Below are 24,356 nucleotides of genomic sequence, written 5' to 3' on the forward strand. Positions count from 1 at the left end.
GTTTATGTCATGGTTGTTTTATTTTACCTATCCGGAATATGATTACTAGTCACGATACCATCATCAACTTACCTATCATAAAAGATCGCTTTTATGGGCTTGCAAGTATTGTTTTGGTGAGGCAGGTTCCAAGTTTGGTTTTAGGCTTTGCACTGCTTATTTGTGGGAGGGCAATCGCCAATCGTAATGCGCGTGCTTTTTACCCGACCTTGGTTTTTTGATCCTTATTACTTAAACCATAGTAAGATTGCCTTATTAAAGTCCAATAATGGAACAGTTGTCGCTTTTGCAACTGTCGAAAAATCTCATTCAGAAAATTCTCTCTCAGTTGATTTTATGCCTTATTTAAATGAAGCTCCCAAAGGGGTTATGGATGTTTTATTCATTCATTTAATCCATTGCGCCAAAGAAGAAACTATTTCTACCTTTAACATGGGAATGTGTCCATTACCCAATGTTGGGAAAAACCGCTTTAGCTTTTTTAATGAAAAATTAGGGCACCTCCTTTATCAATTTGGATCACATATTTATTCCTTTGATGGGTTAAGACACTACAAAGAAAAATTTGCCAGTCATTGGCACCCTATTTTATATTGCTTACCCCAAACAAAGCCATTTTCTATGTGTGACCATGGCCTTATTATTGGTCTCCTATCAGTCAGAATAAGGTCAAGACCCGACAAAAAGACAAGCATTCATATGCAAGTCTTTTTATTTTGATAAATTTTTAGAAAATTTTGAAAAATCACTAGAAAATCTGATGTTTTTTGTTATAATAGAAAGCACTTATTTTGTTTTGGATACTGTTTTAAAGATGACAATTCAAATCAAAGATGAATTTTTGAGAAAGGTGTAAACGACCGTTTACAAAGTGGTATTTTATGGTTAAAAAAGGTTTTCTAACAGGATTGCTTTTATTTGGTATCTTTTTTGGAGCCGGTAACTTAATTTTCCCACCAGCTCTAGGGGTTGCTTCAGGGACAAACTTTTGGCCAGCGATTATTGGATTTTGTCTGTCAGGAGTTGGCTTAGCCATTATGACCTTATTGGTAGGCACCTTAACGAATGGTGGATTCAAACAGGAAATGGATATTAAATTCAGTCCATGGTTTTCCCTAAGCTTCCTGGTAGTCCTCTACTTAACCATTGGCCCACTTTTTGCTATTCCTAGAACGGCTACCGTTTCCTTTGAGGTCGGTCTCTCACCCCTTGTTGGTAATAGTCAATTGGCTTTGATGATTTTTTCCCTTTGCTTCTTTTTAGCGGCTTTTGCATTAGCCTATAACCCCAACAAAATCATGACTAGTGTGGGCAAGATTTTAACGCCGCTATTTGCTTTGCTGATTCTTTTGTTAGTAGTCGTAGGTGCTTTTAAATACGGACATGCTGACAGTGGCAAGGCTAGCGCTGAATATGTTGCTTCTGCCTTTGGAGGAGGTATTTTAGCCGGGTATAATACACTAGACGCCCTAGCATCAGTTGCCTTTTGTTTAGTAGCAACGGAGACTCTCAAGCAATTTGGTTTTTCAAGTAAAAAAGAGTATTTATCGACCATCTGGGTGGTCGGTATTGTGACTAGCCTAGCATTTAGTATCTTGTATTTGGGGCTTGCTTTCCTAGGAAATAAATTTCCTATCCCAAGCGCTGTATTAGCTGATCCTTCTATAAACAAAGGGGCTTATGTTTTAGCGCAAGCCTCCTATCAATTATTTGGTTCCTTTGGACGCCTTTTCCTCAGTGTCATGGTAGTATTAACATGTTTCACTACAACAGTTGGTCTGATTGTAGCTGTATCAGAGTTCTTTGCGAAACATTTTAAGGCACTATCCTATAAAGTGTATACCATTCTGTTCACCTTAGTTGGTTTTTTCATTGCGAATTTGGGTCTAAATACAGTCATTGCTTTTTCGGTCCCTGTCTTGACCCTACTTTATCCGATTGTCATTGTTCTTGTTATCATTATTTTACTCAATAAAGCTTTTGCGCTTTCAAAAAAAGGAATGTCATTGACCATTGCCTTGGTTACTGTAACTTCCTTCTTTGAAGTATTTGCTGGCCTCCTCCCTAAAACAGCTATTGCATCGCTAGTTGCTCACATTCCTTTCCATGCAATGTCTATGGGCTGGGTTCTGCCAACACTGATTGGACTAGTCATAGCTTTTGTCCTACCCGATAAAGTCAAAGGAGAAGCCTTTGACTTAAGTCAGTTTGAAGATCAAGCCTAACTAACCAAAAAAGAGCCAATAGGCTCTTTTTTTTGAGTTTATCTAAGTTTCCCTCTCAATTCAAAAAAATCAATTTGTGAATGCACTTTAGGGATAAACTTTCATTATTATTGTGTAGGGAATCTATAAGCAAGAGTATCAACAATGAGGTCTGAATCTGATAGCTGGTATTGATTCTTAAGCATTTCTTTTAGTTCTTTTCCATTCAGATGTGATGTTACTGAATAACTATTATCAGAAGGATGAGAGATAATGCTGATGTTTTGCATCATATTTTTATTTTCTCTTAAATCAATAGTAGGATTGTTTTTGAAGGTAATATGATAATTATGACCTCTTATTTGACTAGCAACTCGATTTCCTTTTGATGAAAGATGGACTATTAGCCATGTTATCACTAAGAAGACAACTAGGGCTGCTATTTTTAGAAAAATACTCATAGGATAACCTTTCCTTTAGTAGAATGACTAGATTATACGCTTGTTTGAAAACGTTGTCAATGGATTGCTATCTTTTTTAGAGTGAGTGACTAAATAGTAGGAGAAACTTTAAATGCTTTATCTGGTTATCCTGTATTTGTAAGGACTGATTCATGGTATAATGAAAAATAAGAATTGCAAAAGATAAAGGAGAAAAATATGACATTTGAAGAGATTTTACCAGGCTTGAAAGCCAAGAAAAAATATGTCAGAACAGGTTGGGGTGGGGCTGAAAATTATGTGCAACTTTTTGATTCCATTGAGCAGAATGGTCAAGCTCTGGAAGTGACACCCTATTTTCTGATTAATGTGTCAGGCGAGGGAGAGGGGTTCTCTATGTGGTCACCAACACCATGTGATGTCTTGGCTGAAGATTGGGTTGAAGTCCATGACTAAAAAAGTTCTTGTGACTGGTGTTTCGTCAGGCATTGGTCGAGCTCAAGCAGAACATCTTTTAGCAAAAGGGTATCAGGTTTATGGTCTGGATATCAGTCTCAAACCGGAATTAAAAGGAGACTTTCATTTTATGCGATTAGATTTGTCAGAAGATTTAAGTCCACTTTTTGATTGGCTACCCCAGGTTGATATTCTCCTTAATACAGCAGGTATCTTAGACGCTTATAAACCTCTATTAGAAATGCGTCAAACTGATTTTGAAAAGCTCTTTGCGACAAATTTCTTTTCTGTGGTTAAGCTTACCCGTTTTTATTTGGAAAAAATGCTAGCGCAACAAAGCGGAATCATCATTAACATGTGCTCAATTGCTAGCTTTCAAGCGGGAGGTGGCGGAGCTGCCTACACAAGCTCAAAACATGCCCTGGCTGGCTTCACTCGACAATTAGCTTTGGATTATGCCAAAGCAGGCATACAAGTTTTCGGGATTGCCCCAGGAGCTGTCCAAACAGGCATGACCGCTAGCGACTTTATAGAAGGTGGCCTTGCCGATTGGGTTGCCGAGCAAACCCCAATCGGAAGATGGACACAAGCTGAAGAAATAGCTGACCTGACAGATTTTTTAGTCTCCGGTAAAGCAGCTTCCATGCAAGGTGAAATTGTTAAAATTGATGGTGGTTGGACTTTGAAATAGGTTTCTGATTTCCCTTATGAGGAAATTAGGAATTATATTTTAAGGTAGAATTACTCTAAATAAGGAATTAAGTTCAAAAATAAGGAGAAAGATGACATGAAATTAACAGTAGTTGGAACAGGAAAAATCGTAGAAGAAGCCTTACCAATCATTACAGCCACAAATGGCATACAAGTCCAAGCCTTGGTTTCAACGCCTCGCAGTCAGGAAAAAGCCAAAGCTTTGGCTGACCACTATCAGATTCAAGATCTTTATACTGATTTAGAGGAGGCCTTAACTAATCCTAATACAGATACAGTTTATGTTGCTACGCCTAATCATTTGCACTATGAGATGACCAAGGCAGCTCTTTTAGCAGGTAAACATGTCATTTGTGAGAAACCATTCACCTTGAAGGAAGCTCAAGCACAAGAATTGGCAGAGATTGCTAAAAGGAAACAATTAATTCTACTAGAGGCTATTACCAATCTCTATTTAGAGAATTTTGCTGTCTTAAAAGAAGAATTAGCCAATTTGGGGGATATTAAGATTGTTGACTGTAACTATTCTCAATATTCGTCTCGCTATGATGCTTTCAAAGAGGGTGTGATTGCGCCAGCTTTTGACCCGGAAAAGGGAGGAGGGGCTCTTAGAGACCTTAATATCTATAATATTCATTTGGTGGTTGCTTTATTTGGTCTGCCGAAAACGGTCAATTATTTGCCAAATATGGAACGAGGAGTTGATACGTCAGGTATTCTACTTATGGATTATCTTGATTTCAAAGTGGTTTGTATTGCTGCCAAAGATTGTAGTGCAGAAGTTCGAACAACTATTCAGGGAAATCGAGGGTCATTAATTGTCGCTGGGGAAAGCAATACTTTGCCACAAGTTCAGGTAACGGAAAATGGTATCGAACCAAGAGTCATTAACAAAAACGGTTCGGAACATCGGATGGCAGCAGAGTTTAGAGTCTTTCAAGCCATTATTGATGAACGAGATTTTGAGCGTGCTCAAGAAGCATTGGACCATAGTTTGAAGGTTATGAAGGTACTTGATTTGGCCAGCCAAGGATTGTAACTCATATGAAAAAGCGAGCTGAGCTTTTTAGGGAAAGGATTTCTTTAAAAAGTCAGCTTTTCATTTTTCTGCAAAAAGCCTATTTCTATGCTATAATAGTAAGGAATTTTAAAAGATAAAAGGACATATTATGACAAATTACGCTATTATTCTAGCAGCGGGTAAAGGGACTCGCATGAAATCAGATCTACCAAAAGTTTTACATCAAGTTTCTGGTTTAACAATGTTAGAGCATGTTTTTAGAAGTGTTGCACATATCAATCCTCAAATGAACGTTACAGTCATTGGGCATAAGGCTGAACTGGTTCAAGAGGTCTTAAAAGAAAAGTCTGAATTTGTTTTACAAACTGAACAACTTGGTACTGGCCATGCTGTGATGATGGCAGAAGAAAAATTAGCTGACCTTGAAGGGAATACCTTAGTTATTGCAGGTGACACCCCATTAATTACTGGTGAAAGCTTAAAAAACCTTATTGATTTTCACGTTAACCATAAAAATGTAGCAACCATCTTAACTGCAAAAGCTGAAGATCCTTTTGGTTATGGCCGTATTATTCGAAATCATGATGATGAAGTGGTTAAAATTGTTGAGCAAAAAGATGCTAATGAGTATGAACAAAAAGTCAAAGAAATTAATACTGGTACTTATGTTTTTGATAATAAACGCTTATTTGAAGCATTGAAAAATATTAATACAAATAATGCACAAGGTGAGTATTATTTAACAGACGTAATCTCAATCTTTAGAGAAAACAAAGAAAAAGTAGGTGCATATGTCTTGAGAGACTTTAACGAAAGTCTGGGGGTCAATGATCGTGTCGCTCTTGCTACTGCAGAATCTGTCATGAGACGTCGTATTAACAAAGCGCACATGATTAATGGTGTGACCTTCCAAAATCCTGATGCAACCTATATAGAAGCAGATGTTTCAATTGCAGCTGATGTTATGATTGAAGCAAATGTTTCGTTAAAAGGGAATAGTTGCATTGGTGCCAAATCAGTTCTGACAAATGGTACCTGTATTGTAGATTCACAAATTGGTGAATCGGTGGTCATTACAAATTCAACAATCGAAGAATCATCTATTGCCGATGGTGTTACTGTTGGACCATATGCCCATATCAGACCGGGTTCTCAATTAGATAAGAATGTCCATATTGGTAATTTTGTTGAAGTTAAAGGCTCTCACATCGGTGAGAATACTAAAGCAGGTCACCTAACTTATATCGGGAATGCTGAAGTTGGTTCAGACGTTAATTTTGGAGCTGGCACCATCACTGTTAATTATGATGGAAAAAATAAATATAAGACAGTGATAGGAAACAATGTTTTTGTCGGCAGTAATTCCACACTGATTGCCCCTCTTGAAATTGGAGACAATGCTTTAACTGCAGCAGGTTCTACCATCACAAAAAATGTAGAGCCAGATAGTATTGCTATCGGAAGAAGCCGTCAAGTGATAAAAGAGGGCTACGCCAAAAGGTTACCCCACTATCCCCAAAAATAAGAAACAACTAGGAGTAGGATATGGATTTTGAGGAAGTCACTTTAAAAAGAAAAGACATTTATAAGGGAACTATTTTTGATGTCGTTGTTGATGATGTTCAATTACCGAACAATCTTGGGACCTCTAAAAGAGAACTCGTTTTACATCGAGGAGCAGTATCCATTTTAGCTGTAACCCCAGAAAATAAACTGGTTATTGTTAAACAATATCGAAAAGCTATTGAAGGTGTATCATTCGAAATTCCTGCTGGAAAACTTGAAATGGGTGAAAATGGGTCAGAGCTTGAGGCTGCTAAACGAGAATTAGAGGAAGAAACAGGTTATTCGGGTGATTTAGAACTCATCTATGAATTCTACACAGCTATTGGTTTTTGTAATGAAAAAATAAAGCTCTACTTAGCGACACAATTAAAAAAAGTAGAGAATCCAAGACCACAAGATGATGATGAGGTCTTAGAAATATATGAATTGTCTTATCAAGAATGTCTGGACTTGATTGAAACAGGCGAAATCTGTGATGCGAAAACCATAATAGCCATTCAATATTTTGGACAGCAGTATGGAGGTGATTTAGGATGAGAAAAGCCTTATTAACGGATGACATTATTGAGAAAGCTAAGCGCGGTGATGTCATTGAGGATGATTTTGATGTTGATTCTGAGACAAAAATCATGACTTTTTCTGATGACCGTGATGATTCCCATTCAAATAGAATTTATAAAAGTCGCAGAATAGAAAATGCTAAAAGAAATCAATTTCAGTCTAAGCTAAATCTCTTACTGATTGCTTTGGTATTGTTGATTGCTTTATTAATCTATGCTGTTTTCAACCTCTAAAGGAAGGTAAATAGAATGAAAATTGGTATTATTGCCGCCATGGAAGAAGAACTTCGCCATCTTGTCGATCAATTAGAGGATCGGCATGAAGAAATCGTCATGTCTAATCGTTACCATTTAGGTAAAATAGCTGGACACGATTTGGTCTTGGTTCAATCAGGTGTTGGTAAAGTCATGTCAGCCTTGACAGTTGCTATTTTAGTGGAAACTTTTAAAGTAGATGCTCTTATCAACACAGGATCAGCTGGCGCGGTTGCTTCCCATCTCCAAATTGGTGATGTCGTGGTTGCAGATCGATTGGTTTACCACGATGTCGATTTAACAGCCTTTGGCTATGATTATGGTCAGATGTCAATGCAACCCCTTTATTTTCAGGCAGACACTAACTTTGTAGAAACTTTTGAAGAAGTTCTAAAAAAAGAAAAGAGTCGACACGCCATCGGCCTCATTGCGACAGGGGATTCCTTTGTTGCAGGGCAAGATAAAATTGACGCCATTAAAAATCACTTTTCAGATGTTCTTGCTGTCGAAATGGAAGGTGCTGCTATTGCACAGGCAGCTTTGGCAACTGGCAAACCATTCATAGTCGTTCGTGCCATGAGTGATACGGCAGCACATGATGCCAATATTACCTTTGATCAGTTTATTCAAGAAGCTGGTCAAAAATCAGCAGAGACATTGATAAGATTTTTAGAACAGTTAACTTAAAAAAAGATTGGACTTTGATCCAATCTTTTTTAAGTTATTGAGGACTGACAAACAATTGTTTGGCAATGTGTTCAGGGATAATCAATTGTTTATCGTCGAAAGAGATAGTGTAGGTTTTAGCATAGCTATCGATTTGTTCAAGTTGAAAAAGTGTGTTTAGGGTAAACTGGTGCTGTTCCAAATAATTTAGCAAATCAAATTGATCTTGTACCCTTGTTAAACGATAACCTCCACATTTTTCCATTTGATAAAGCGTCAAATGATTAATTTCTTTTAAAGCCTGTCCTTTTCGGGGGATTGTGCCACCATGGGGACAAAATTCTGGAAATCCAAGCATTTGGTCAAGTCGATCGATGAAGGTTTCTGAAACGGTATGTTCTAAAATTTCAGCTTCTTGGTGAACTTCCTGAGAACTATAACCCAATTGATGAATTAAAAAGACTTCAATCAAACGGTGTTTACGGTAAAGGTTAGCGACCAAATCAACCCCTTTTTCTGTTAAAAAATAGCCTTTTTGTGAATCTTTAACAATCCAATCCTGAGCAATCATTTTTTTGATCATTTCTGAGACTGCAGGTGGAGAAACTTGCATCTTCTCAGCAATTTGTTTATTTGATATTTTTTTCTTTTCCTGACCAATTTCATAAATACACTTCAGGTAATCTTCTTTGTTAGGCGTCATAATAATCTTGCCTTTCTCTTATTTATAATCATTATTATAACAAAAAAATTGAAAAAAATCTTGACAAAAAGAAAGTTGTAATATATCCTAATTATATAATTAACCATACTTAATTAATTATATAATATAAATTAAGGAGAATTGAATGAAGAAGAAGTTATCGTTAGCAATCATGGCTTTTTTAGGTCTTCTAATGCTTGGAGCCTGTTCAGTAGGAAATGGTAGAAAAGCAACAGATGGCAAGTTGCAAGTAGTTGTAACTAATTCTATCATTGCTGATATGACTAAAAATATTGCAAAAGATAAAATTGATTTGCATAGTATCGTTCCTATAGGTCAGGACCCTCATGAATATGAACCGCTACCTGAGGATGTTCAAAAAACCAGTTCAGCTGATCTTATTTTTTACAACGGTATTAACTTAGAAGATGGTGGTCAAGCTTGGTTTACCAAATTAGTTAAAAATGCTGAAAAGAAGAAAAATAAAGATTATTTTGCTGTCAGTGATGGTGTTGATGTTATTTATCTTGAAGGTCAAAATGAAAAAGGAAAAGAAGACCCACATGCTTGGCTTAACTTAGAAAATGGCATGATTTATGCTAAAAACATTGCAAAACAATTGAAGGTAAAAGATCCTAAAAACAAAGATTATTATCAAAAAAATCTAGATCAGTATCTAGCAAAACTTGAAAAACTAGATCAAGAAGCTAAATCTAAATTCAACAAAATACCTGAAGCTAAAAAGTTAATTGTTACTAGTGAAGGCTGTTTCAAATACTTTTCAAAAGCCTATGGCGTTCCTTCAGCATATATATGGGAAATCAATACGGAAGAAGAAGGAACACCGGATCAAATTTCAAGTTTATTAGCTACCTTGAAAACCAAAAAACCTTCAGCACTTTTTGTTGAATCAAGTGTTGATAACCGTCCAATGAAATCTGTATCAAAAGACAGTGGTATCCCAATTTATTCTGAGATTTTCACCGATTCTATTGCAAAGAAAGGAAAAAACGGCGACAGTTATTATGCAATGATGAAATGGAATTTAGATAAAATTTCTGAAGGTCTTGCGAAGTAATAAAATAAAGCACAATATCACATTTTTGATTTGTGCTTTATTTATTTTAAGGGGGGAATATGATTACTACGGAAAATTTAACAGTTACTTATGACAATCAAAAAGAAATATTGCATCAAATAAATATAAATATTGAAAGTCCTGGTATTTATGGCATTCTTGGTCCAAATGGTGCTGGTAAATCAACATTTATGAAGGCTCTTTTAAATCTTATACATTATGATGGTAAAGTGCAAATCGGAAAAAGTATGAAATCTTTACTGAAACACCAAGTGGCTTATGTAGAACAACGGAGCAATATTGATTTAAACTTTCCAATAACGGTGAGGGAATGTGTCTCTTTGGGAACATTTTCCGATTTAAGGATTGGCCAAAAAGTGAAGAAAAAACAATATGACAAGGTTGACTTTTATTTGGATAAAGTTGGTCTGACGGATTATGCTAATCATCCAATCAAAGCTTTGTCTGGTGGTCAATTTCAAAGAATGTTAGTTGCAAGGTGTTTAGTTCAAGAACGTGATTATATATTTTTAGATGAACCTTTTGTCGGCATTGATTCAGTCAGTGAATCTATAATTGTAAATCTTTTAAAAGAACTTAAGGAAAAGGGAAAGACAATCTTAGTGGTTCATCATGATTTAAGTAAAGTCGAAAATTATTTTGATCAGATTATCTTACTAAATCGAAAATTGATTGCTTTTGGAGAAGTTTCACAAACTTTTACTGTTTCGAATTTAGCCCAAACATATGGTGATCAGTTGATTTTTTGTGGAAAGGAGTAAGTTTTGTTTAAATTTTTTGAAGCTTTAATGACCTATCACTTTTTACAAAATGCTTTGGTCACAGCCCTAGTCATAGGAATTGTTTCAGGTGCAGTTGGTTGTTTTATTATTTTAAGATCTATGTCACTTATGGGGGATGCCATCTCACATGCTGTTCTTCCAGGAGTAGCCTTATCCTTTATTCTCGGTATTAATTTCTTTATTGGGGCAATTGTTTTTGGCTTATTGTCTTCTTTATTGATTACCTTTATTAAAGAAAATAGTGTCATCAAAGGGGATACAGCAATAGGGATTACCTTCAGTTCTTTTTTAGCCCTTGGTGTTATTTTAATAGGAGTAGCTAATAGTTCAACAGATTTATTTCATATCTTATTTGGAAATATTTTAGCTGTTCAAGACAGTGATAAATGGTTAACCATAATAGTCTCAGCCACAGTATTGGCTTTGATAGTTTTATTTTTTAAAGAATTGTTGTTAACTTCATTTGATTCCGTTCTAGCAAAATCTATGGGCTATAATGTTGGTTTTTACCATTATTTGCTGATGGTGTTATTAACCTTAGTAGCAGTTACCGCTATGCAGAGTGTCGGAACAATTTTGATAGTAGCTATGCTTATTACTCCAGCAGCGACAGCTTATCTCTATACTAATAGTCTAAAACATATGATTTATTTGTCTTCAGGATTAGGAGCTCTTGCTTCATTATTAGGACTTTATCTAGGCTATACCTTTAACATAGCAGCTGGTTCAAGTATTGTCTTAACATCAGCTTTAATCTTTGCGGTTAGTTTTTTCATTTCACCCAAACAAAACATCCTCAAGCGAAACACTAAAAAGATTTGACTTGTATCCTAACAGTTAGACAAACAATAATAAATGGGGTGGATTTAGTATGATAAAGTGGATGTGAAAATTAGTGAAAACGAGAGAAATCTAATGCTAAGACTAGTATTTGATATCACATGTCAAATATCTCTTGTTAAACGCATTATCGAGGAAGAAGCAGTCTGTAAAATGGTTTGTCCAATCTTAAGGATTCATCCAAAACTCTATATAGTTGGTTTTTAGAATACGAAAAATAAGAAGAAAGAGCGTTTCCAGAAAATGGGACGCTCTTTGACATATCTAGTAGTCAATTAAAAACTCAAAAAGAGCTTGTCAATGATGCACATTTAGCATCTATTGAACAAGCCCAGATTAAACTTTTTAAATGATATTGAAATCTAAAACCAAAAGTCCTCAGTAAGCAATTGATTTGTAATCATCAATAGAGATTGAAAGAAGTCTATTGTATTAACTTTTATGACTAGCTTTTCTTTACGAGACCCTAAATACAATCATTTTATCCTTTTAATTTTTGTGTTTAAAATCATAATCTTTTTGAATGGTAATTGATGTGATAACAATATTTTCTTTAGGTTTATCATTAGCATCAACTTCTGACTTAGCAATGGCATCAACGACATCCATGCCAGCAGTTACTTGACCAAAAACAGTATAAGAGCCATCTAAACTAGGATTTCCACCCTTATGATAAGCTTCTATAATGGGTTTTGGATAATGTTCTTTGGAAAGAGCCTTTTCCTGATTTTCACTGTTTTGATTGATGAAGAATTGGCTACCATTTGTATCTGCCCCAGCATTTGCCATGGCAAGAGCACCTCGAATGTTATATAAGTAAGGACTGATTTCATTGGCAAAGCCGTTTCCAGAATCAATTTTAGGATCCTTACCATTCCAGATGGATTGACCACCTGTCCCATCACCATTTGGATCTCCAGATTGAATCATAAAGTCAGAAATAACTCGGTGGAAGGTGAGATTGTTATAGTAACCTTTTTTTGCATGAGTCAAAAAATTTTCAACTGCAAGTGGGGCAAATTTTGGAAAGAGTTTGATGGTAATATCACCTTTGCTCGTTTTTAAGAGAACCTGTGCTTGATTATCTTTCAATTCAGTGGAGAGTTGAGGGAAGTCATCTTTGTCAGCAACCATTGCTTTTTGAATCTGTGCTTCATATGCTTTGGCAGCTTGCTCGTTTTTTTTATTGGCAATTTGTTCATCAACATATTTGTCACCTTTAATGGCACGGTCAATACTTTCGCAAGCACTTAAACTAAATAGGCTAAGTGTTAACAGTGCGAAGGAAATAATCTTTTTCATGGAGACTCCTCGATATGATTTTTCTTTATTTTATCACAAAGCTGCTCTAATGATAAGTATATTTAATTATTACTAAAAAATGGTATAATGGTTGCATGGCTATAAGAAATCAACAGAAAAAAGGTGCTGGAAAAAAGCGCCAAACAAAAGCAGAAATTGAAAAACAAAAAGCAGTGAAACGAATGGTTTTTTCCATCTTATTGGCTTTCGTTTTGCTTTTTGCTGCAATCAGATTAGGTATTTTTGGGATTACAGCCTATAATGTTATCCGATTCATGGTAGGTAGTTTGGCTTATCTCTTTATTTTTGCCGTGATTACCTATCTTTTCCTCTTCAAATGGCTTCGTCAGCAAGAAGGGTTAATTGCGGGTTTTATCACAACCTTTATTGGCTTGTTAATTGAGTGGCACGCTTATCTTTTTGCCTTACCGACAATTAAGGACAAAGAAATTTTTACCTGGACAGCCCGTCTTGTGACCAGGGATTTACTGCATTTTAAAATCGAAACCTTTGTTGGTGGCGGTATGATTGGGGCCTTGCTCTACAAACCGGTTTCCTTCTTGTTTTCAAACATTGGTTCCTTTTTCATCGGTGCTCTAATTATCCTCTTGGGAATTTTTTTAATGACTCCTTGGGATGTTTACGACTTGGCTCATTTTGCTAAGTCTTGGTTGAAAGGCTTAGCCGATTACCATTATCGCAAAAAAGAGGAGAGCTTTATTAAACGGGAAGAGGCAAAAGCGCAGGCTGCGCAAGAACAATTGGAACGAGAAGCTATGGAAGCTGAACAAGCATTGCAAATGCAGAATCGTTCGGTGGACTATGAAACAGGTGAGATTTTAGAACACACAGATATCATTCCACTTGAGGGACAAGAAAATCAAATGGAAATGCTGGAACCTGAAATTATTGCTTATGAGTCTCATCCTGCTTCAGAATTGATTGATTTTCCTTTAGATGATTTGGAAAATATAAGTCAAGGTCAGGACAGTATAGCTGATGGGAACCCTCTGGATGAGATGATGGCAGAGGATGGTGACGATGAACCTGTCGAGGTTGATTTCACAGCCAAAGCAAACCTTCTATACAAATTGCCCACTATTGATCTTTTTGCACCGGACCGACCAAAAGACCAATCCAAAGAAAAGAACTTGGTGCGTAAGAATATTAAAGTTTTAGAAGACACCTTCAGGAGTTTTGGTATTGATGTTAAGGTTGAACGTGCTGAAATTGGCCCTTCTGTTACCAAATATGAAATAAAACCTGCAGTCGGAGTTCGCGTTAATCGCATTTCCAACTTGGCAGATGATTTGGCCTTAGCCTTAGCAGCTAAGGATGTTCGTATCGAGGCGCCTATTCCTGGTAAATCATTAGTAGGGATTGAAGTGCCTAATTCGGAGATTGCTACTGTATCTTTCAGAGAGTTGTGGGAACAGTCCAATACTTCTGAAGACAAACTTTTAGAAGTACCTTTAGGAAAAGCTGTCAATGGGAAGGCTCGTAGCTTTGATTTAACACGGATGCCTCATTTATTAGTAGCTGGCTCTACAGGTTCTGGGAAATCAGTAGCTGTCAATGGTATTATATCTAGCATTTTAATGAAAGCAAGACCTGATCAAGTTAAATTCTTGATGGTAGATCCAAAAATGGTTGAACTCTCGGTATATAATGATATTCCTCATTTGTTAATTCCAGTCGTTACCAATCCTCGAAAAGCTAGTAAGGCTTTGCAGAAGGTTGTTGACGAAATGGAAAACCGATACGAACTCTTTAGTAAAGTGGGGGTTCGTAATATTGCTGGTTATAATGCAAAAGTAGAAGATTATAATAGTCAGTCGGAACAAAAACAAATACCATTGCCTCTCATCGTTGTTATTGTCGATGAGTTAGCAGACTTAATGATGGTTGCTAGCAAAGAGGTAGAAGATGCTATTATTCGTTTAGGTCAAAAAGCGCGTGCAGCTGGTATTCACATGATCTTAGCCACACAACGTCCGTCAGTTGACGTTATCTCTGGTTTAATTAAAGCTAACGTTCCTTCACGGATCGCTTTTGCGGTTTCATCTGGAACAGATAGCCGTACGATTTTAGATGAGAATGGTGCGGAAAAATTACTTGGGCGTGGGGATATGTTATTTAAACCAATTGATGAGAACCATCCAGTCCGCCTTCAAGGGTCGTTTATCTCTGATGATGACGTGGAACGCATTGTTGACTTTATCAAAAATCAAGCTGATGCAGATTACGATGATGCTTTTGATCCTGGTGAAGTGACTGAAAATGATTTTTCTTCTGGCTCAGCTGATGCTTCAGAAGGTGATCCACTTTTTGAAGAAGCAAAAGCCCTTGTTTTAGAAACCCAAAAAGCTTCTGCTTCAATGATTCAAAGACGTCTTTCGGTTGGTTTCAATCGTGCCACTCGTTTAATGGATGAACTCGAAGAAGCTGGAGTCATCGGACCAGCAGAAGGAACGAAACCTCGAAAAGTATTGCAAACACAATAAAAAGATTGACTAGAGATAGTCAATCTTTTTATACTTTTGTGCTAAAAATCAGGATAACTAAAACCAGATAAGCAAACAGAGTGATTAAAAAGCCAATTCGCCAAAATAATTTAAAAAAACGAGGGTAATGAAACTTTTGTGACTTCATTACTAGCGTTAAGGAAATTGCAATAGCTAGCAATGATAGGACAATAAAATAATAAGGAAGTAGGTTGTTATCATAAAATTTCCCAGATACAAGAGCAATTTCAAGAGCAAACAATACAAATGCTAGGTCAGGGAATTTAATCCCATAGCGCTCAAGACGAAACAGTTTTACCATGATTTGGGAAAAAAGGGGTGTCAAAACAATAAATAAAAGTGCAATTAATTTATAGGTTATCATGCTTTTATTTTATACCCTTTCTAGGGTATTGTAAACTCTTTATTATCTACTGATTCTAAAATATCTGATCACTTTTATATAAAATAGAAGTGACTTGAATGACTAAATATATTTAATCAGAATTCACACAATTTAGCTTGCATTTTTTGAGAACTAGTGTATAATAGTAAGGTATGCTATATGCATACCTGTGGGAGGTAAAAATCTTAATTACCGCCAAAACCACAACAGGAGGATTTTAAAAATGGCTAAAAAAGTCGAAAAACTTGTAAAACTTCAAATTCCTGCTGGTAAAGCAACACCAGCTCCACCAGTTGGACCAGCACTTGGTCAAGCAGGTATCAACATTATGGGATTCACTAAAGAATTTAACGCTCGTACAGCTGATCAAGCTGGTATGATCATCCCAGTTGTTATCACAGTTTATGAAGACAAATCGTTTGATTTCATCACAAAAACTCCGCCAGCAGCAGTTCTATTGAAAAAAGCTGCAGGTGTTGAAAAAGGATCAGGCACACCTAACAAAACGAAAGTTGCAACAGTTACTCGTGCACAAGTACAAGAAATTGCTGAAACTAAAATGCCAGATTTAAACGCTGCAAACCTTGAGTCTGCAGTGCGTATGATCGAAGGTACTGCTCGTTCAATGGGATTCACAGTAACTGACTAATCAGTTTTGAACCCTATTACCCGCAAGACTTCATCATAATTTGATGAGTGACGTGGGAGATTTTAAATCAAATCGATATGACCACATTACAAGGAGAATTTTAAAATGGCTAAAAAAAGCAAACAAATGCGTGCAGCACTTGAAAAAGTGGATAGCACAAAAGCGTACAGTGTAGAAGAAGCTGTAGCATTAATCAAAGAAACTAACTTCGCAAAATTTGACGCATCTGTAGAAGTTGCCTACAACTTAAACATTGATGTTCGTAAAGCTGACCAACAAATCCGTGGTGCAATGGTATTGCCAAACGGAACTGGTAAAACACAACGTGTTCTTGTATTTGCACGTGGTGCTAAAGCTGAAGAAGCTAAAGCTGCTGGTGCAGACTTCGTTGGTGAAGATGATTTAGTAGCTAAAATCAATGGCGGATGGCTTGATTTTGATGTTGTTATTGCAACACCAGATATGATGGCAATCGTTGGTCGTTTAGGACGTGTCTTAGGACCTCGTAACTTAATGCCAAACCCTAAAACTGGTACAGTAACTATGGATGTTGCTAAAGCAGTTGAAGAGTCTAAAGGTGGTAAAATCACTTACCGTGCTGATAAAGCTGGTAACGTTCAAGCTATCATCGGTAAAGTATCATTTGATGCTGACAAACTTGTTGAAAACTTTAAAGCTTTCAACGATGTTATGGTTAAATCAAAACCATCAACAGCTAAAGGTACTTATATGACAAACGTGTCAATCACATCAACACAAGGTGTTGGTATCAAAGTTGACCCATCATCATTATAATGACAAGAAAAAAACTATCTTCGGATAGTTTTTTTGTTTGATTAGCAGTCAAAATTTCTTAATGACTCCTAACCATTGTCCTATTCATATTTCATCATTTATGGTAAAATAGTAAAGACAAAATAAGGAGATAAACATAGTGGAACCAAAATATCAACGTATTTTAATCAAATTATCCGGTGAAGCCTTAGCGGGTGATAAAGGTGTTGGAATTGATATCCCAACGGTACAAACCATTGCTAAAGAAATTGCTGAAGTTCACCAATCGGGTGTTCAAATTGCACTTGTAATTGGTGGTGGTAATTTATGGCGAGGCGAGCCAGCTGCAGAAGCAGGTATGGACCGTGTTCAAGCTGACTACACTGGAATGCTTGGAACAGTCATGAATGCCTTAGTTATGGCAGATAGCCTTCAACATTATGGTGTTGACACACGCGTACAAACAGCTATTCCGATGCAAAATGTTGCAGAATCCTATATCAGAGGACGTGCCTTACGTCATCTCGAAAAAGGTCGTATAGTTGTTTTTGGAGCTGGTATTGGATCCCCTTATTTTTCAACGGACACAACTGCGGCCTTACGAGCTGCGGAAATTGAAGCAGATGCCATTTTGATGGCCAAAAATGGCGTTGATGGGGTCTATAATGCTGACCCAAGAAAAGATGCCAATGCTGTTAAATTTGATGAATTGACCCATGGTGAAGTCATTAAACGTGGCCTAAAAATTATGGATGCAACAGCCTCAACACTTTCAATGGATAATGATATTGACCTTGTCGTCTTCAATATGAATGAAGCGGGCAATATCAAACGTGTTGTTTTTGGAGAACATATCGGAACGACAGTTTCCAATAAAGCAAACGACTAAAGAGATTATCAGTATTTAAGGAGAAAAAAGAAAACATGGCAAATGCTATTATAGAAAAAGCAAACCAACGCTTTGAACAATCATTTCAATCATTATCACGTGAATATGCAAGTATTCGTGCAGGTCGTGCAAATGCAAGTTTATTAGATCGTATTCAAGTTGAATATTATGGGGTTCCAACACCTTTAAATCAGTTAGCTTCAATCACAGTTCCAGAAGCTCGTGTATTATTGATTTCACCATTTGATAAATCATCTATCAAAGATATTGAACGTGCCATCAATGCTTCTGATTTAGGGATTACTCCGGCAAATGACGGTTCTGTTATCCGTTTAGTTATTCCAGCATTGACGGAAGAAACACGTAAAGAATTGGCTAAAGAAGTGAAAAAAGTCGGCGAAAATCAAAAGATTGCCATTCGTAACATCCGTCGTGATGCTATGGATGAAGCTAAAAAACAAGAAAAAGACAAAGAAATTACAGAAGATGAGTTGAAAGCTTTGGAAAAAGATATCCAAAAAGCAACTGACCAAGCTATCAAGCATATTGACGGCATGACTTCTGAAAAAGAAAAAGAACTGTTAACTGTCTAATAATGGCAGATAGTCCTTTTTCAACAATATCATTATCATAAAAGGAGGTAGACAATCATTTCAAAAATCTTTGTTTTGAACGGTTGTCTCCTTTTTTAAAAGAAAGAAAAAAACATGAATGAATTATTAGCAACAACAGTTACCGGATTAATTAGGGAAGAAAATGAACAGTCTTACTTTGTTCAAAAGGATGGTTTTATCATCACCTTGTCCAAAGAAGAGGGCCAACATGCCATTGGTGACATGGTAACCGGATTTGTCTATTTGGATATGAAACAAAAATTACGGATGACAACAAAAGCCATTCAATCAACTCGGGATAGTTACGGTTGGGGCGATGTTGTTGATGTACGACGTGATTTGGGGGTTTTCGTCGATACAGGCATTCCGGAAAAAGAAATTGTTGTCTCTTTAGACCTTTTACCTGAGATGAAGGAATTATGGCCTAAAAAAGGAGACCGTCTTTACATCAAACTGGAAGTAGATAAAAAGGATCGCATCTGGGGAATCCCTGCTGAACCAGAAGTATTTCAAAAAATGGCTGATCCCGCTTATAACAATATGCAAAATCAAAACTGGCCTGCGATTGTCTATCGCCTAAAATTATCAGGAACCTTTGTTTATTTACCAGAAAATAACATGTTGGGCTACATACACCCGAGTGAGCGTTATCAGGAGCCACGTCTTGGACAGGTTCTAGATGCTCGCGTTATTGGTTTCAGAGAGGTAGACAGAACCTTAAATTTATCCGTAAAACCACGATCATTTGAAATGTTAGAAAATGATGCCCAAATGATTCTTACCTATTTAGAATCAAATGGTGGCTTTATGACTTTAAATGATAAATCGACACCGGATGAGATCAAAGCGACCTTTGGCATTTCAAAAGGTCAATTTAAAAAAGCACTGGGTGGGTTGATGAAAGCAAAACGCATTAAGCAGGATGCAAGTGGCACTGAATTAATATAAAGCAGTGATAGAATTAAAAAACTTTGCTCTGGGCAAAGTTTTTTGCTACAATAAGTCCATTAGATTTTGTGATAGGAGCAGTTATGGAAAGAGCTATTTTTGCCGGTGGTTGTTTTTGGTGTATGGTTCAACCTTTTGAAGAATTGGATGGGATTGTTTCCGTACGCAGTGGCTATACAGGTGGACATGTACCTAATCCAAGCTATGAGCAAGTTTGTTCTAAAACAACAGGGCATACCGAAGCCGTTGAGATTATTTTTGATCCTCAAAAAATAGATTATTCTGATTTGGTTGAACTATACTGGCAGCAAACAGATCCGACAGACGCCTTTGGCCAATTCGAGGATCGTGGTGATAATTATCGCCCCGTTATTTTCTATTTTGACGAGCGCCAAAAGGAAATAGCCGAGCAATCCAGAGAAAACTTACAGTTATCAGGTCGCTTTCAAGACCCAATTGTCACTCAAATTGAAGAGGCTCAGCCTTTTTACCTAGCAGAAGACTATCACCAAGCTTTTTACAGAAAGAATCCAGAACGCTATGCGCAGAGCAGTAAACAAAGACACGACTTTTTAGAGGAGAATTGGCATTGAGAAAATCCTTTTACAGCTGGTTAATGACACAACGGAATCCCAAATCGGATGAACCGGTGGCAATATTAGCAGATTTAGCTTTTGACGATACAACATTTCCCAAACATAGCGATGATTTTGAGGTAATCAGTCGTTATTTAGAGGATCAAGCCATTTTTTCCTTTAACTTAGGTCACTTTGATGCTATTTGGGAAGACTATCTTAATCATTAAAACAGAGCTTTGCCAATATGGGCAGGCTTTTTTTAGTTGCTCATTTTGTTAGGAAGGCATGCCATGTAAACTTTAAAAGTTATCACTGTCTTCTCTTTTCTTTTAAAAAGGATTTATAATCACACCTTCTTATTTTTTTGTTATAATGAAAGTAGATATTGATAGAAAAGGAAGACACTTTTGCAAGAATACTCTGTTGAAATCACACTTAATCATCCAGATGATGTTTTAGCTTTATTTGGCAGCAATGAGCGTCACTTAAAACTAATTGAAAACCATTTAGAAGTTATCATTCATGCAAGAACAGAACGCGTTCAGATTATTGGCGATGACCATGACAATGTGGAACTGGCACGACTAACTATCCAAGCTCTGCAAGTGCTAGTGGGTAGAGGCATGATGGTAAATACTTCAGATGTAGTCACAGCGCTTTCCATGGCTGAAAAAGGGACCATCGATAAATTTGTGGCTCTCTATGAAGAAGAAATTATCAAAGATAATAATGGTAAAGCCATTCGTGTCAAAACACTGGGACAAAAAGTCTACGTTGATAGTGTTAAAAAACACGATGTTGTCTTTGGGATTGGCCCTGCGGGGACAGGAAAAACCTTTTTGGCAGTCACTCTAGCCGTTACAGCCTTAAAAAGAGGACAGGTTAAACGGATTGTATTGACCAGACCTGCAGTTGAAGCTGGCGAAAGCTTAGGGTTTTTACCAGGTGATTTAAAAGAGAAAGTGGATCCTTACCTCAGACCAGTTTATGATGCCCTTTATCAGATTCTAGGCAAAGAACAGACGACTCGACTGATGGAACGTGACATTATTGAGATTGCCCCCCTCGCTTATATGCGTGGAAGAACCTTAGAGGATGCATTTGTCATTTTGGATGAAGCCCAAAATACAACCATCATGCAAATGAAAATGTTCCTAACCCGTCTTGGTTTCAATTCCAAAATGATTATCAATGGTGATACCAGTCAGATTGACTTACCGCAAAAAGTAAAATCAGGTCTCGTAGATGCTAGTCAAAAGTTACAACACATCAAAGCCATTGATTTTGTTTACTTTTCTGCAAGTGATGTTGTACGACATCCAGTGGTAGCTGATATCATCAAAGCCTATGAGCATAAGGAAAGAGGCGGTGATATGGCTGGCGCGGGACAGAATCAACATGACATACCAAAAGAAAATGCTCAGACATCTGGCTTAACAAGCTATGAGGTTATCGGAGAATTACCTGAAGATAAGATTGACAAATAAAACGAGCTCTTCTTATGAAGAGCTTTTTGTGAAAGGAGCGCATCGTGGACAAGATTTTCAAAGAGATTATGGCTGATCCAGATAATAAGGCCTACACGGAAAAAGGGATAGAGCCACTGTATTCCTCGCCCAAAACTGCAAAAATTGTCATCGTTGGTCAGGCACCTGGAATTATAGCACAGGAGACCAAATTATTCTGGAATGATCGTAGTGGTCTGAAACTGAGAGAGTGGTTAGGCGTCGATAATGATACTTTTTATTACTCTGGCCATTTTGCCATTTTACCAATGGATTTCTATTATCCTGGTAAAGGAAAGTCAGGTGACCTACCACCTCGCAAAAATTTTGCTCCAAAATGGCATAAAAGGCTATTAGATCGTTTAGAAGAAGTTGAGTTAATCATTTTAGTTGGCCAATATGCCCAAAACTATTATTTGGGTGAGCGTCAGAAGAAAAACCTGACAGAGACTGTAAAAGCCTTTCAAGATTATCTACCAACATACTTTCCTTTAGTGCATCCTTCTCCACGAAATCAGATTTGGCTTAAGAGAAATCCCTGGTTTGAAGAGGAAGTTGTCCCGCAATTGCAAAAGAAAGTACAAAAGATTCTCCGTTCATAAATGCCCTTAAACTTGCCTCTTGGTAGCTCCACTCCCATTTTATCGGCTCTTATGATATAATGGACTGACAAAAGCATTGGAAAGAAGAAACTATGTACATTGAGATGATTGACGAAACTGGTTTGGTTTCGCAAGAGATTATGGAGCAAACGCTTGATTTGCTCAACTTTGCTGCTCGAAAAACGGGTAAAGACGAAAAAGAAATGTCAGTGACCTTTGTCACAAATGAAAGAAGTCATGAATTGAATTTGGAATACCGTGATACGGATCGTCCAACCGATGTGATTTCTTTAGAATACAAACCGGAATCTCCTATTTTGTTTGATGAAAGGGACTTGGAAGAAAATCCTGACCTAGCAGAAATGCTGTCTGAGTTTGATGCTTACATTGGAGAATTATTCATTTCCATCGATAAAGCTAAGGAACAAGCTCAAGAGTATGGTCATTCCTTTGAAAGAGAGATGGGCTTCTTAGCTGTTCATGGCTTTTTGCACATCAATGGTTATGATCATTACACGCCTGAAGAAGAAAAAGAAATGTTCACACTACAGGAAGAGATATTAACTGCTTATGGCCTTACAAGACAATCATAATTCCCAACGCAAATGGAAAAATAGAACAGTCACTTCAAGCTTAGAGTTCGCACTAACGGGGATATTAACGGCTGTTCAAGAAGAACGCAATTTAAAAAGTCATTTAGTATCAGCCTTTTTAGCCAGTTTTGCTGGTATTATCTTTAAGATTTCGGCGGTGGAATGGCTCTTTTTACTGTTGGCCATTTTCTTGGTGATTTGTTTGGAAATCGTCAATTCGGCTATTGAAAATGTTGTGGATTTAGCCAGTAGTTATCACTTTTCAATGTTAGCCAAGAAAGCAAAAGACATGGCTGCAGGTGCTGTTCTTGTGATGTCGCTTTATGCGGTATTAACAGGACTAATCATCTTTTTGCCCAAAATTTTTGCCCTTATATTTTAACTATCAGAAATCGGAGTTTATATGTCATTTAAATCAGGCTTTGTTGCCATCTTAGGTCGACCAAATGTCGGCAAATCAACTTTTTTGAATCATGTTATGGGTCAAAAGATTGCCATCATGAGTGATAAAGCGCAAACGACCCGTAATAAAATTATGGGGATTTACACTACAGATAAAGAACAAATTGTTTTTATTGATACCCCTGGAATTCATAAACCCAAAACGGCACTTGGTGATTTTATGGTCGAGTCAGCTTATAGTACCTTAAGAGAAGTCGACACTGTTTTATTTATGGTGCCTGCTGATGAGAAAAGGGGGAAAGGCGATGACATGATCATGGAACGGCTCAAAAATGCCAAAATTCCAGTTATCTTAGTCATTAATAAAATCGACAAAGTCCACCCAGATCAACTCTTAGAGCAAATTGATGACTTTAGAAGTCAAATGGACTTCAAAGAAGTGGTGCCAATATCTGCCCTTCAAGGAAACAACGTGCCAACTTTGATCTCACTCTTAACAGACAACTTAGAAGAAGGCTTCCAATACTTCCCTGAAGATCAAATTACCGACCACCCAGAACGATTTTTAGTTTCCGAAATGATACGTGAAAAGGTGTTACACTTAACACAACAAGAGATTCCGCATTCAGTTGCAGTTGTGATAGAATCCATGAAACGTGATCAGGTTACCGACAAAGTTCATATTAGAGCAACCATCATGGTTGAACGTGATAGCCAAAAGGGCATTATTATCGGAAAACAAGGTTCGATGCTCAAGAAAATTGGCCAAATGGCTCGACGAGATATTGAACTCATGTTAGGGGATAAGGTCTACCTAGAAACATGGGTTAAAGTCAAAAAGAATTGGCGCGACAAAAAATTAGACCTAGCCGACTTTGGCTATAATCAGAAAGAGTACTAAAAAAGTCCAGTGGACTTTTTTAGGTTTGAGCCTAGAAACCGAAGAGCGAGAAAAAGTCCAGTGGACTTTTTTAGGTTTGAGCCTAGAAACCGAAGAGCGAGAAAAACATTCAGTGGATGTTTTTAACCCGAGTTAGGAAACCAAAAAGAGTGGGTTTTTTTAGGTTTTCGAAACAAATGTTGAAAAACAGCTTAATTTCAAAAATATAACTAATACAAAATAACGAACACAGTTAAAAAGAGCTGTGTTCTTTGTTTTGTAGCGATTTCAGGACTTTTTTGACTTATAGGAAAAATGTATAAATGATGGTAAAATATCATTTATTAATTGAAATGATAAAAAAAGAAATAGCATTAAAATCGAATAAGTAAGTAAGGGAATAACAA

28 protein-coding genes and 1 pseudogene are annotated in these 24,356 nt (G+C 36.9%); 25 read left to right on the forward strand and 4 right to left on the reverse strand.

The window, feature by feature from the left end; all coding sequences use genetic code 11:
* Positions 1 to 162 precede the first annotated feature (162 nt).
* Entirely contained in the window at positions 163 to 720 is a 558-nt protein-coding gene (locus DQM95_RS02855) for a phosphatidylglycerol lysyltransferase domain-containing protein (RefSeq protein WP_231909966.1), read from the forward strand.
* Positions 721 to 881: 161 nt separating this feature from the next.
* Positions 882 to 2,225 carry a branched-chain amino acid transport system II carrier protein gene (gene brnQ / locus DQM95_RS02860; RefSeq protein WP_037592401.1) on the forward strand — a complete coding sequence of 448 codons (1,344 nt, stop codon included), beginning with the start codon at positions 882 to 884 and terminating at the stop codon, positions 2,223 to 2,225.
* A gap of 107 nt (positions 2,226 to 2,332) precedes the next feature.
* Here brnQ and DQM95_RS02865 read toward each other — a convergent pair whose 3' ends face one another.
* Complete coding sequence (locus DQM95_RS02865; protein WP_052713356.1) at positions 2,333 to 2,665, reverse strand: hypothetical protein; 333 nt, start codon at positions 2,663 to 2,665, stop codon at positions 2,333 to 2,335.
* Between the two features lie 198 nt (positions 2,666 to 2,863).
* Between DQM95_RS02865 and DQM95_RS02870 the strand changes: the two genes are divergently transcribed.
* From DQM95_RS02870 to DQM95_RS02900, 7 genes are all read left to right on the forward strand, one after another.
* Complete coding sequence (locus tag DQM95_RS02870; RefSeq protein ID WP_012657998.1) at positions 2,864 to 3,100, forward strand: DUF2829 domain-containing protein; 237 nt, start codon at positions 2,864 to 2,866, stop codon at positions 3,098 to 3,100.
* Positions 3,093 to 3,791 carry a 3-oxoacyl-ACP reductase gene (locus DQM95_RS02875; protein ID WP_012657999.1) on the forward strand — a complete coding sequence of 233 codons (699 nt, stop codon included), beginning with the start codon at positions 3,093 to 3,095 and terminating at the stop codon, positions 3,789 to 3,791. The genes DQM95_RS02870 and DQM95_RS02875 overlap by 8 nt, the downstream gene beginning before the upstream one ends.
* Positions 3,792 to 3,887: 96 nt before the next feature.
* Complete coding sequence (locus DQM95_RS02880) at positions 3,888 to 4,850, forward strand: Gfo/Idh/MocA family protein (protein WP_037592400.1); 963 nt, start codon at positions 3,888 to 3,890, stop codon at positions 4,848 to 4,850.
* A 130-nt stretch (positions 4,851 to 4,980) separates the two neighbouring features.
* Positions 4,981 to 6,357 carry a bifunctional UDP-N-acetylglucosamine diphosphorylase/glucosamine-1-phosphate N-acetyltransferase GlmU gene (gene glmU / locus DQM95_RS02885; protein ID WP_037592399.1) on the forward strand — a complete coding sequence of 459 codons (1,377 nt, stop codon included), beginning with the start codon at positions 4,981 to 4,983 and terminating at the stop codon, positions 6,355 to 6,357.
* A 20-nt stretch (positions 6,358 to 6,377) separates the two neighbouring features.
* Positions 6,378 to 6,935, forward strand: a complete 558-nt coding sequence (locus DQM95_RS02890) for an NUDIX hydrolase (protein WP_012658002.1) — start codon at positions 6,378 to 6,380, stop codon at positions 6,933 to 6,935.
* The gene (macP, locus tag DQM95_RS02895) at positions 6,932 to 7,192 is read left to right on the forward strand and encodes a cell wall synthase accessory phosphoprotein MacP (RefSeq protein ID WP_037592398.1); all 261 of its coding nucleotides are present in this window, start codon (positions 6,932 to 6,934) and stop codon (positions 7,190 to 7,192) included. The genes DQM95_RS02890 and macP overlap by 4 nt, the downstream gene beginning before the upstream one ends.
* 15 nt (positions 7,193 to 7,207) lie before the next feature.
* Positions 7,208 to 7,900 (forward strand): 5'-methylthioadenosine/adenosylhomocysteine nucleosidase, encoded by a 693-nt coding sequence (locus tag DQM95_RS02900; RefSeq protein WP_012658004.1) that lies wholly within the window; start codon positions 7,208 to 7,210, stop codon positions 7,898 to 7,900.
* Between the two features lie 34 nt (positions 7,901 to 7,934).
* Here the strand turns inward: DQM95_RS02900 and DQM95_RS02905 are convergent, their stop codons facing one another.
* Positions 7,935 to 8,582, reverse strand: a complete 648-nt coding sequence (locus DQM95_RS02905; protein WP_037592397.1) for a metal-dependent transcriptional regulator — start codon at positions 8,580 to 8,582, stop codon at positions 7,935 to 7,937.
* Between the two features lie 145 nt (positions 8,583 to 8,727).
* Between DQM95_RS02905 and DQM95_RS02910 the strand changes: the two genes are divergently transcribed.
* From DQM95_RS02910 to DQM95_RS02920, 3 genes are read left to right on the forward strand one after another with little or no spacing between them, the layout of a single operon-like run.
* Positions 8,728 to 9,660 (forward strand): metal ABC transporter substrate-binding protein, encoded by a 933-nt coding sequence (locus DQM95_RS02910; RefSeq protein ID WP_037592396.1) that lies wholly within the window; start codon positions 8,728 to 8,730, stop codon positions 9,658 to 9,660.
* A 59-nt stretch (positions 9,661 to 9,719) separates the two neighbouring features.
* Positions 9,720 to 10,442 (forward strand): metal ABC transporter ATP-binding protein, encoded by a 723-nt coding sequence (locus DQM95_RS02915; protein ID WP_037592395.1) that lies wholly within the window; start codon positions 9,720 to 9,722, stop codon positions 10,440 to 10,442.
* A 3-nt stretch (positions 10,443 to 10,445) separates the two neighbouring features.
* Positions 10,446 to 11,285 carry a metal ABC transporter permease gene (locus tag DQM95_RS02920; RefSeq protein ID WP_268243700.1) on the forward strand — a complete coding sequence of 280 codons (840 nt, stop codon included), beginning with the start codon at positions 10,446 to 10,448 and terminating at the stop codon, positions 11,283 to 11,285.
* Positions 11,286 to 11,792: 507 nt separating this feature from the next.
* Here the strand turns inward: DQM95_RS02920 and DQM95_RS02925 are convergent.
* Complete coding sequence (locus DQM95_RS02925) at positions 11,793 to 12,605, reverse strand: peptidylprolyl isomerase (RefSeq protein WP_037592394.1); 813 nt, start codon at positions 12,603 to 12,605, stop codon at positions 11,793 to 11,795.
* Positions 12,606 to 13,645: 1,040 nt separating this feature from the next.
* Between DQM95_RS02925 and DQM95_RS10200 the strand changes: the two are divergent.
* Positions 13,646 to 15,109, forward strand: a pseudogene (locus tag DQM95_RS10200) (DNA translocase FtsK); the annotation flags it as partial.
* Positions 15,110 to 15,137: 28 nt separating this feature from the next.
* Here the strand turns inward: DQM95_RS10200 and DQM95_RS02935 are convergent.
* On the reverse strand, positions 15,138 to 15,494 hold the full coding sequence (locus DQM95_RS02935) for a DUF3397 domain-containing protein (RefSeq protein WP_012658012.1): 357 nt from the start codon (positions 15,492 to 15,494) through the stop codon (positions 15,138 to 15,140).
* Positions 15,495 to 15,738: 244 nt separating this feature from the next.
* On the opposite strand from DQM95_RS02935, the gene rplK reads away from it, so the two are divergent.
* The 12 genes from rplK to era all read left to right on the forward strand — a co-directional run bounded on the left by rplK (position 15,739) and on the right by era (position 23,970).
* On the forward strand, positions 15,739 to 16,164 hold the full coding sequence (gene rplK / locus DQM95_RS02940; protein ID WP_037592392.1) for a 50S ribosomal protein L11: 426 nt from the start codon (positions 15,739 to 15,741) through the stop codon (positions 16,162 to 16,164).
* Between the two features lie 105 nt (positions 16,165 to 16,269).
* Entirely contained in the window at positions 16,270 to 16,959 is a 690-nt protein-coding gene (rplA, locus tag DQM95_RS02945; protein WP_012658014.1) for a 50S ribosomal protein L1, read from the forward strand.
* Positions 16,960 to 17,098: 139 nt separating this feature from the next.
* Positions 17,099 to 17,827, forward strand: a complete 729-nt coding sequence (gene pyrH, locus DQM95_RS02950) for a UMP kinase (protein ID WP_012658015.1) — start codon at positions 17,099 to 17,101, stop codon at positions 17,825 to 17,827.
* A 35-nt stretch (positions 17,828 to 17,862) separates the two neighbouring features.
* The gene (gene frr, locus DQM95_RS02955) at positions 17,863 to 18,420 is read left to right on the forward strand and encodes a ribosome recycling factor (protein WP_037592390.1); all 558 of its coding nucleotides are present in this window, start codon (positions 17,863 to 17,865) and stop codon (positions 18,418 to 18,420) included.
* 114 nt (positions 18,421 to 18,534) lie between these two features.
* The gene (locus tag DQM95_RS02960; protein ID WP_037592389.1) at positions 18,535 to 19,389 is read left to right on the forward strand and encodes a CvfB family protein; all 855 of its coding nucleotides are present in this window, start codon (positions 18,535 to 18,537) and stop codon (positions 19,387 to 19,389) included.
* Between the two features lie 83 nt (positions 19,390 to 19,472).
* Complete coding sequence (gene msrA, locus DQM95_RS02965) at positions 19,473 to 19,982, forward strand: peptide-methionine (S)-S-oxide reductase MsrA (RefSeq protein WP_012658018.1); 510 nt, start codon at positions 19,473 to 19,475, stop codon at positions 19,980 to 19,982.
* Positions 19,979 to 20,194, forward strand: coding sequence for a YozE family protein (locus DQM95_RS02970; protein ID WP_012658019.1), 216 nt, complete (start codon positions 19,979 to 19,981; stop codon positions 20,192 to 20,194). The genes msrA and DQM95_RS02970 overlap by 4 nt, the downstream gene beginning before the upstream one ends.
* A gap of 180 nt (positions 20,195 to 20,374) precedes the next feature.
* Positions 20,375 to 21,454, forward strand: coding sequence for a PhoH family protein (locus DQM95_RS02975; protein ID WP_012658020.1), 1,080 nt, complete (start codon positions 20,375 to 20,377; stop codon positions 21,452 to 21,454).
* A gap of 44 nt (positions 21,455 to 21,498) precedes the next feature.
* The gene (locus DQM95_RS02980; protein WP_012658021.1) at positions 21,499 to 22,074 is read left to right on the forward strand and encodes a uracil-DNA glycosylase family protein; all 576 of its coding nucleotides are present in this window, start codon (positions 21,499 to 21,501) and stop codon (positions 22,072 to 22,074) included.
* Positions 22,075 to 22,166: 92 nt separating this feature from the next.
* Positions 22,167 to 22,667, forward strand: a complete 501-nt coding sequence (ybeY, locus tag DQM95_RS02985) for an rRNA maturation RNase YbeY (protein ID WP_012658022.1) — start codon at positions 22,167 to 22,169, stop codon at positions 22,665 to 22,667.
* Positions 22,645 to 23,049 (forward strand): diacylglycerol kinase family protein, encoded by a 405-nt coding sequence (locus DQM95_RS02990; protein ID WP_037592387.1) that lies wholly within the window; start codon positions 22,645 to 22,647, stop codon positions 23,047 to 23,049. The genes ybeY and DQM95_RS02990 overlap by 23 nt, the downstream gene beginning before the upstream one ends.
* Positions 23,050 to 23,070: 21 nt before the next feature.
* Positions 23,071 to 23,970 carry a GTPase Era gene (gene era, locus DQM95_RS02995; protein ID WP_012658024.1) on the forward strand — a complete coding sequence of 300 codons (900 nt, stop codon included), beginning with the start codon at positions 23,071 to 23,073 and terminating at the stop codon, positions 23,968 to 23,970.
* The last annotated feature ends 386 nt before the right edge of the window (positions 23,971 to 24,356 follow it).

It is taken from the genome of Streptococcus uberis, assembly GCF_900475595.1.
GTDB lineage: Bacteria > Bacillota > Bacilli > Lactobacillales > Streptococcaceae > Streptococcus > Streptococcus uberis.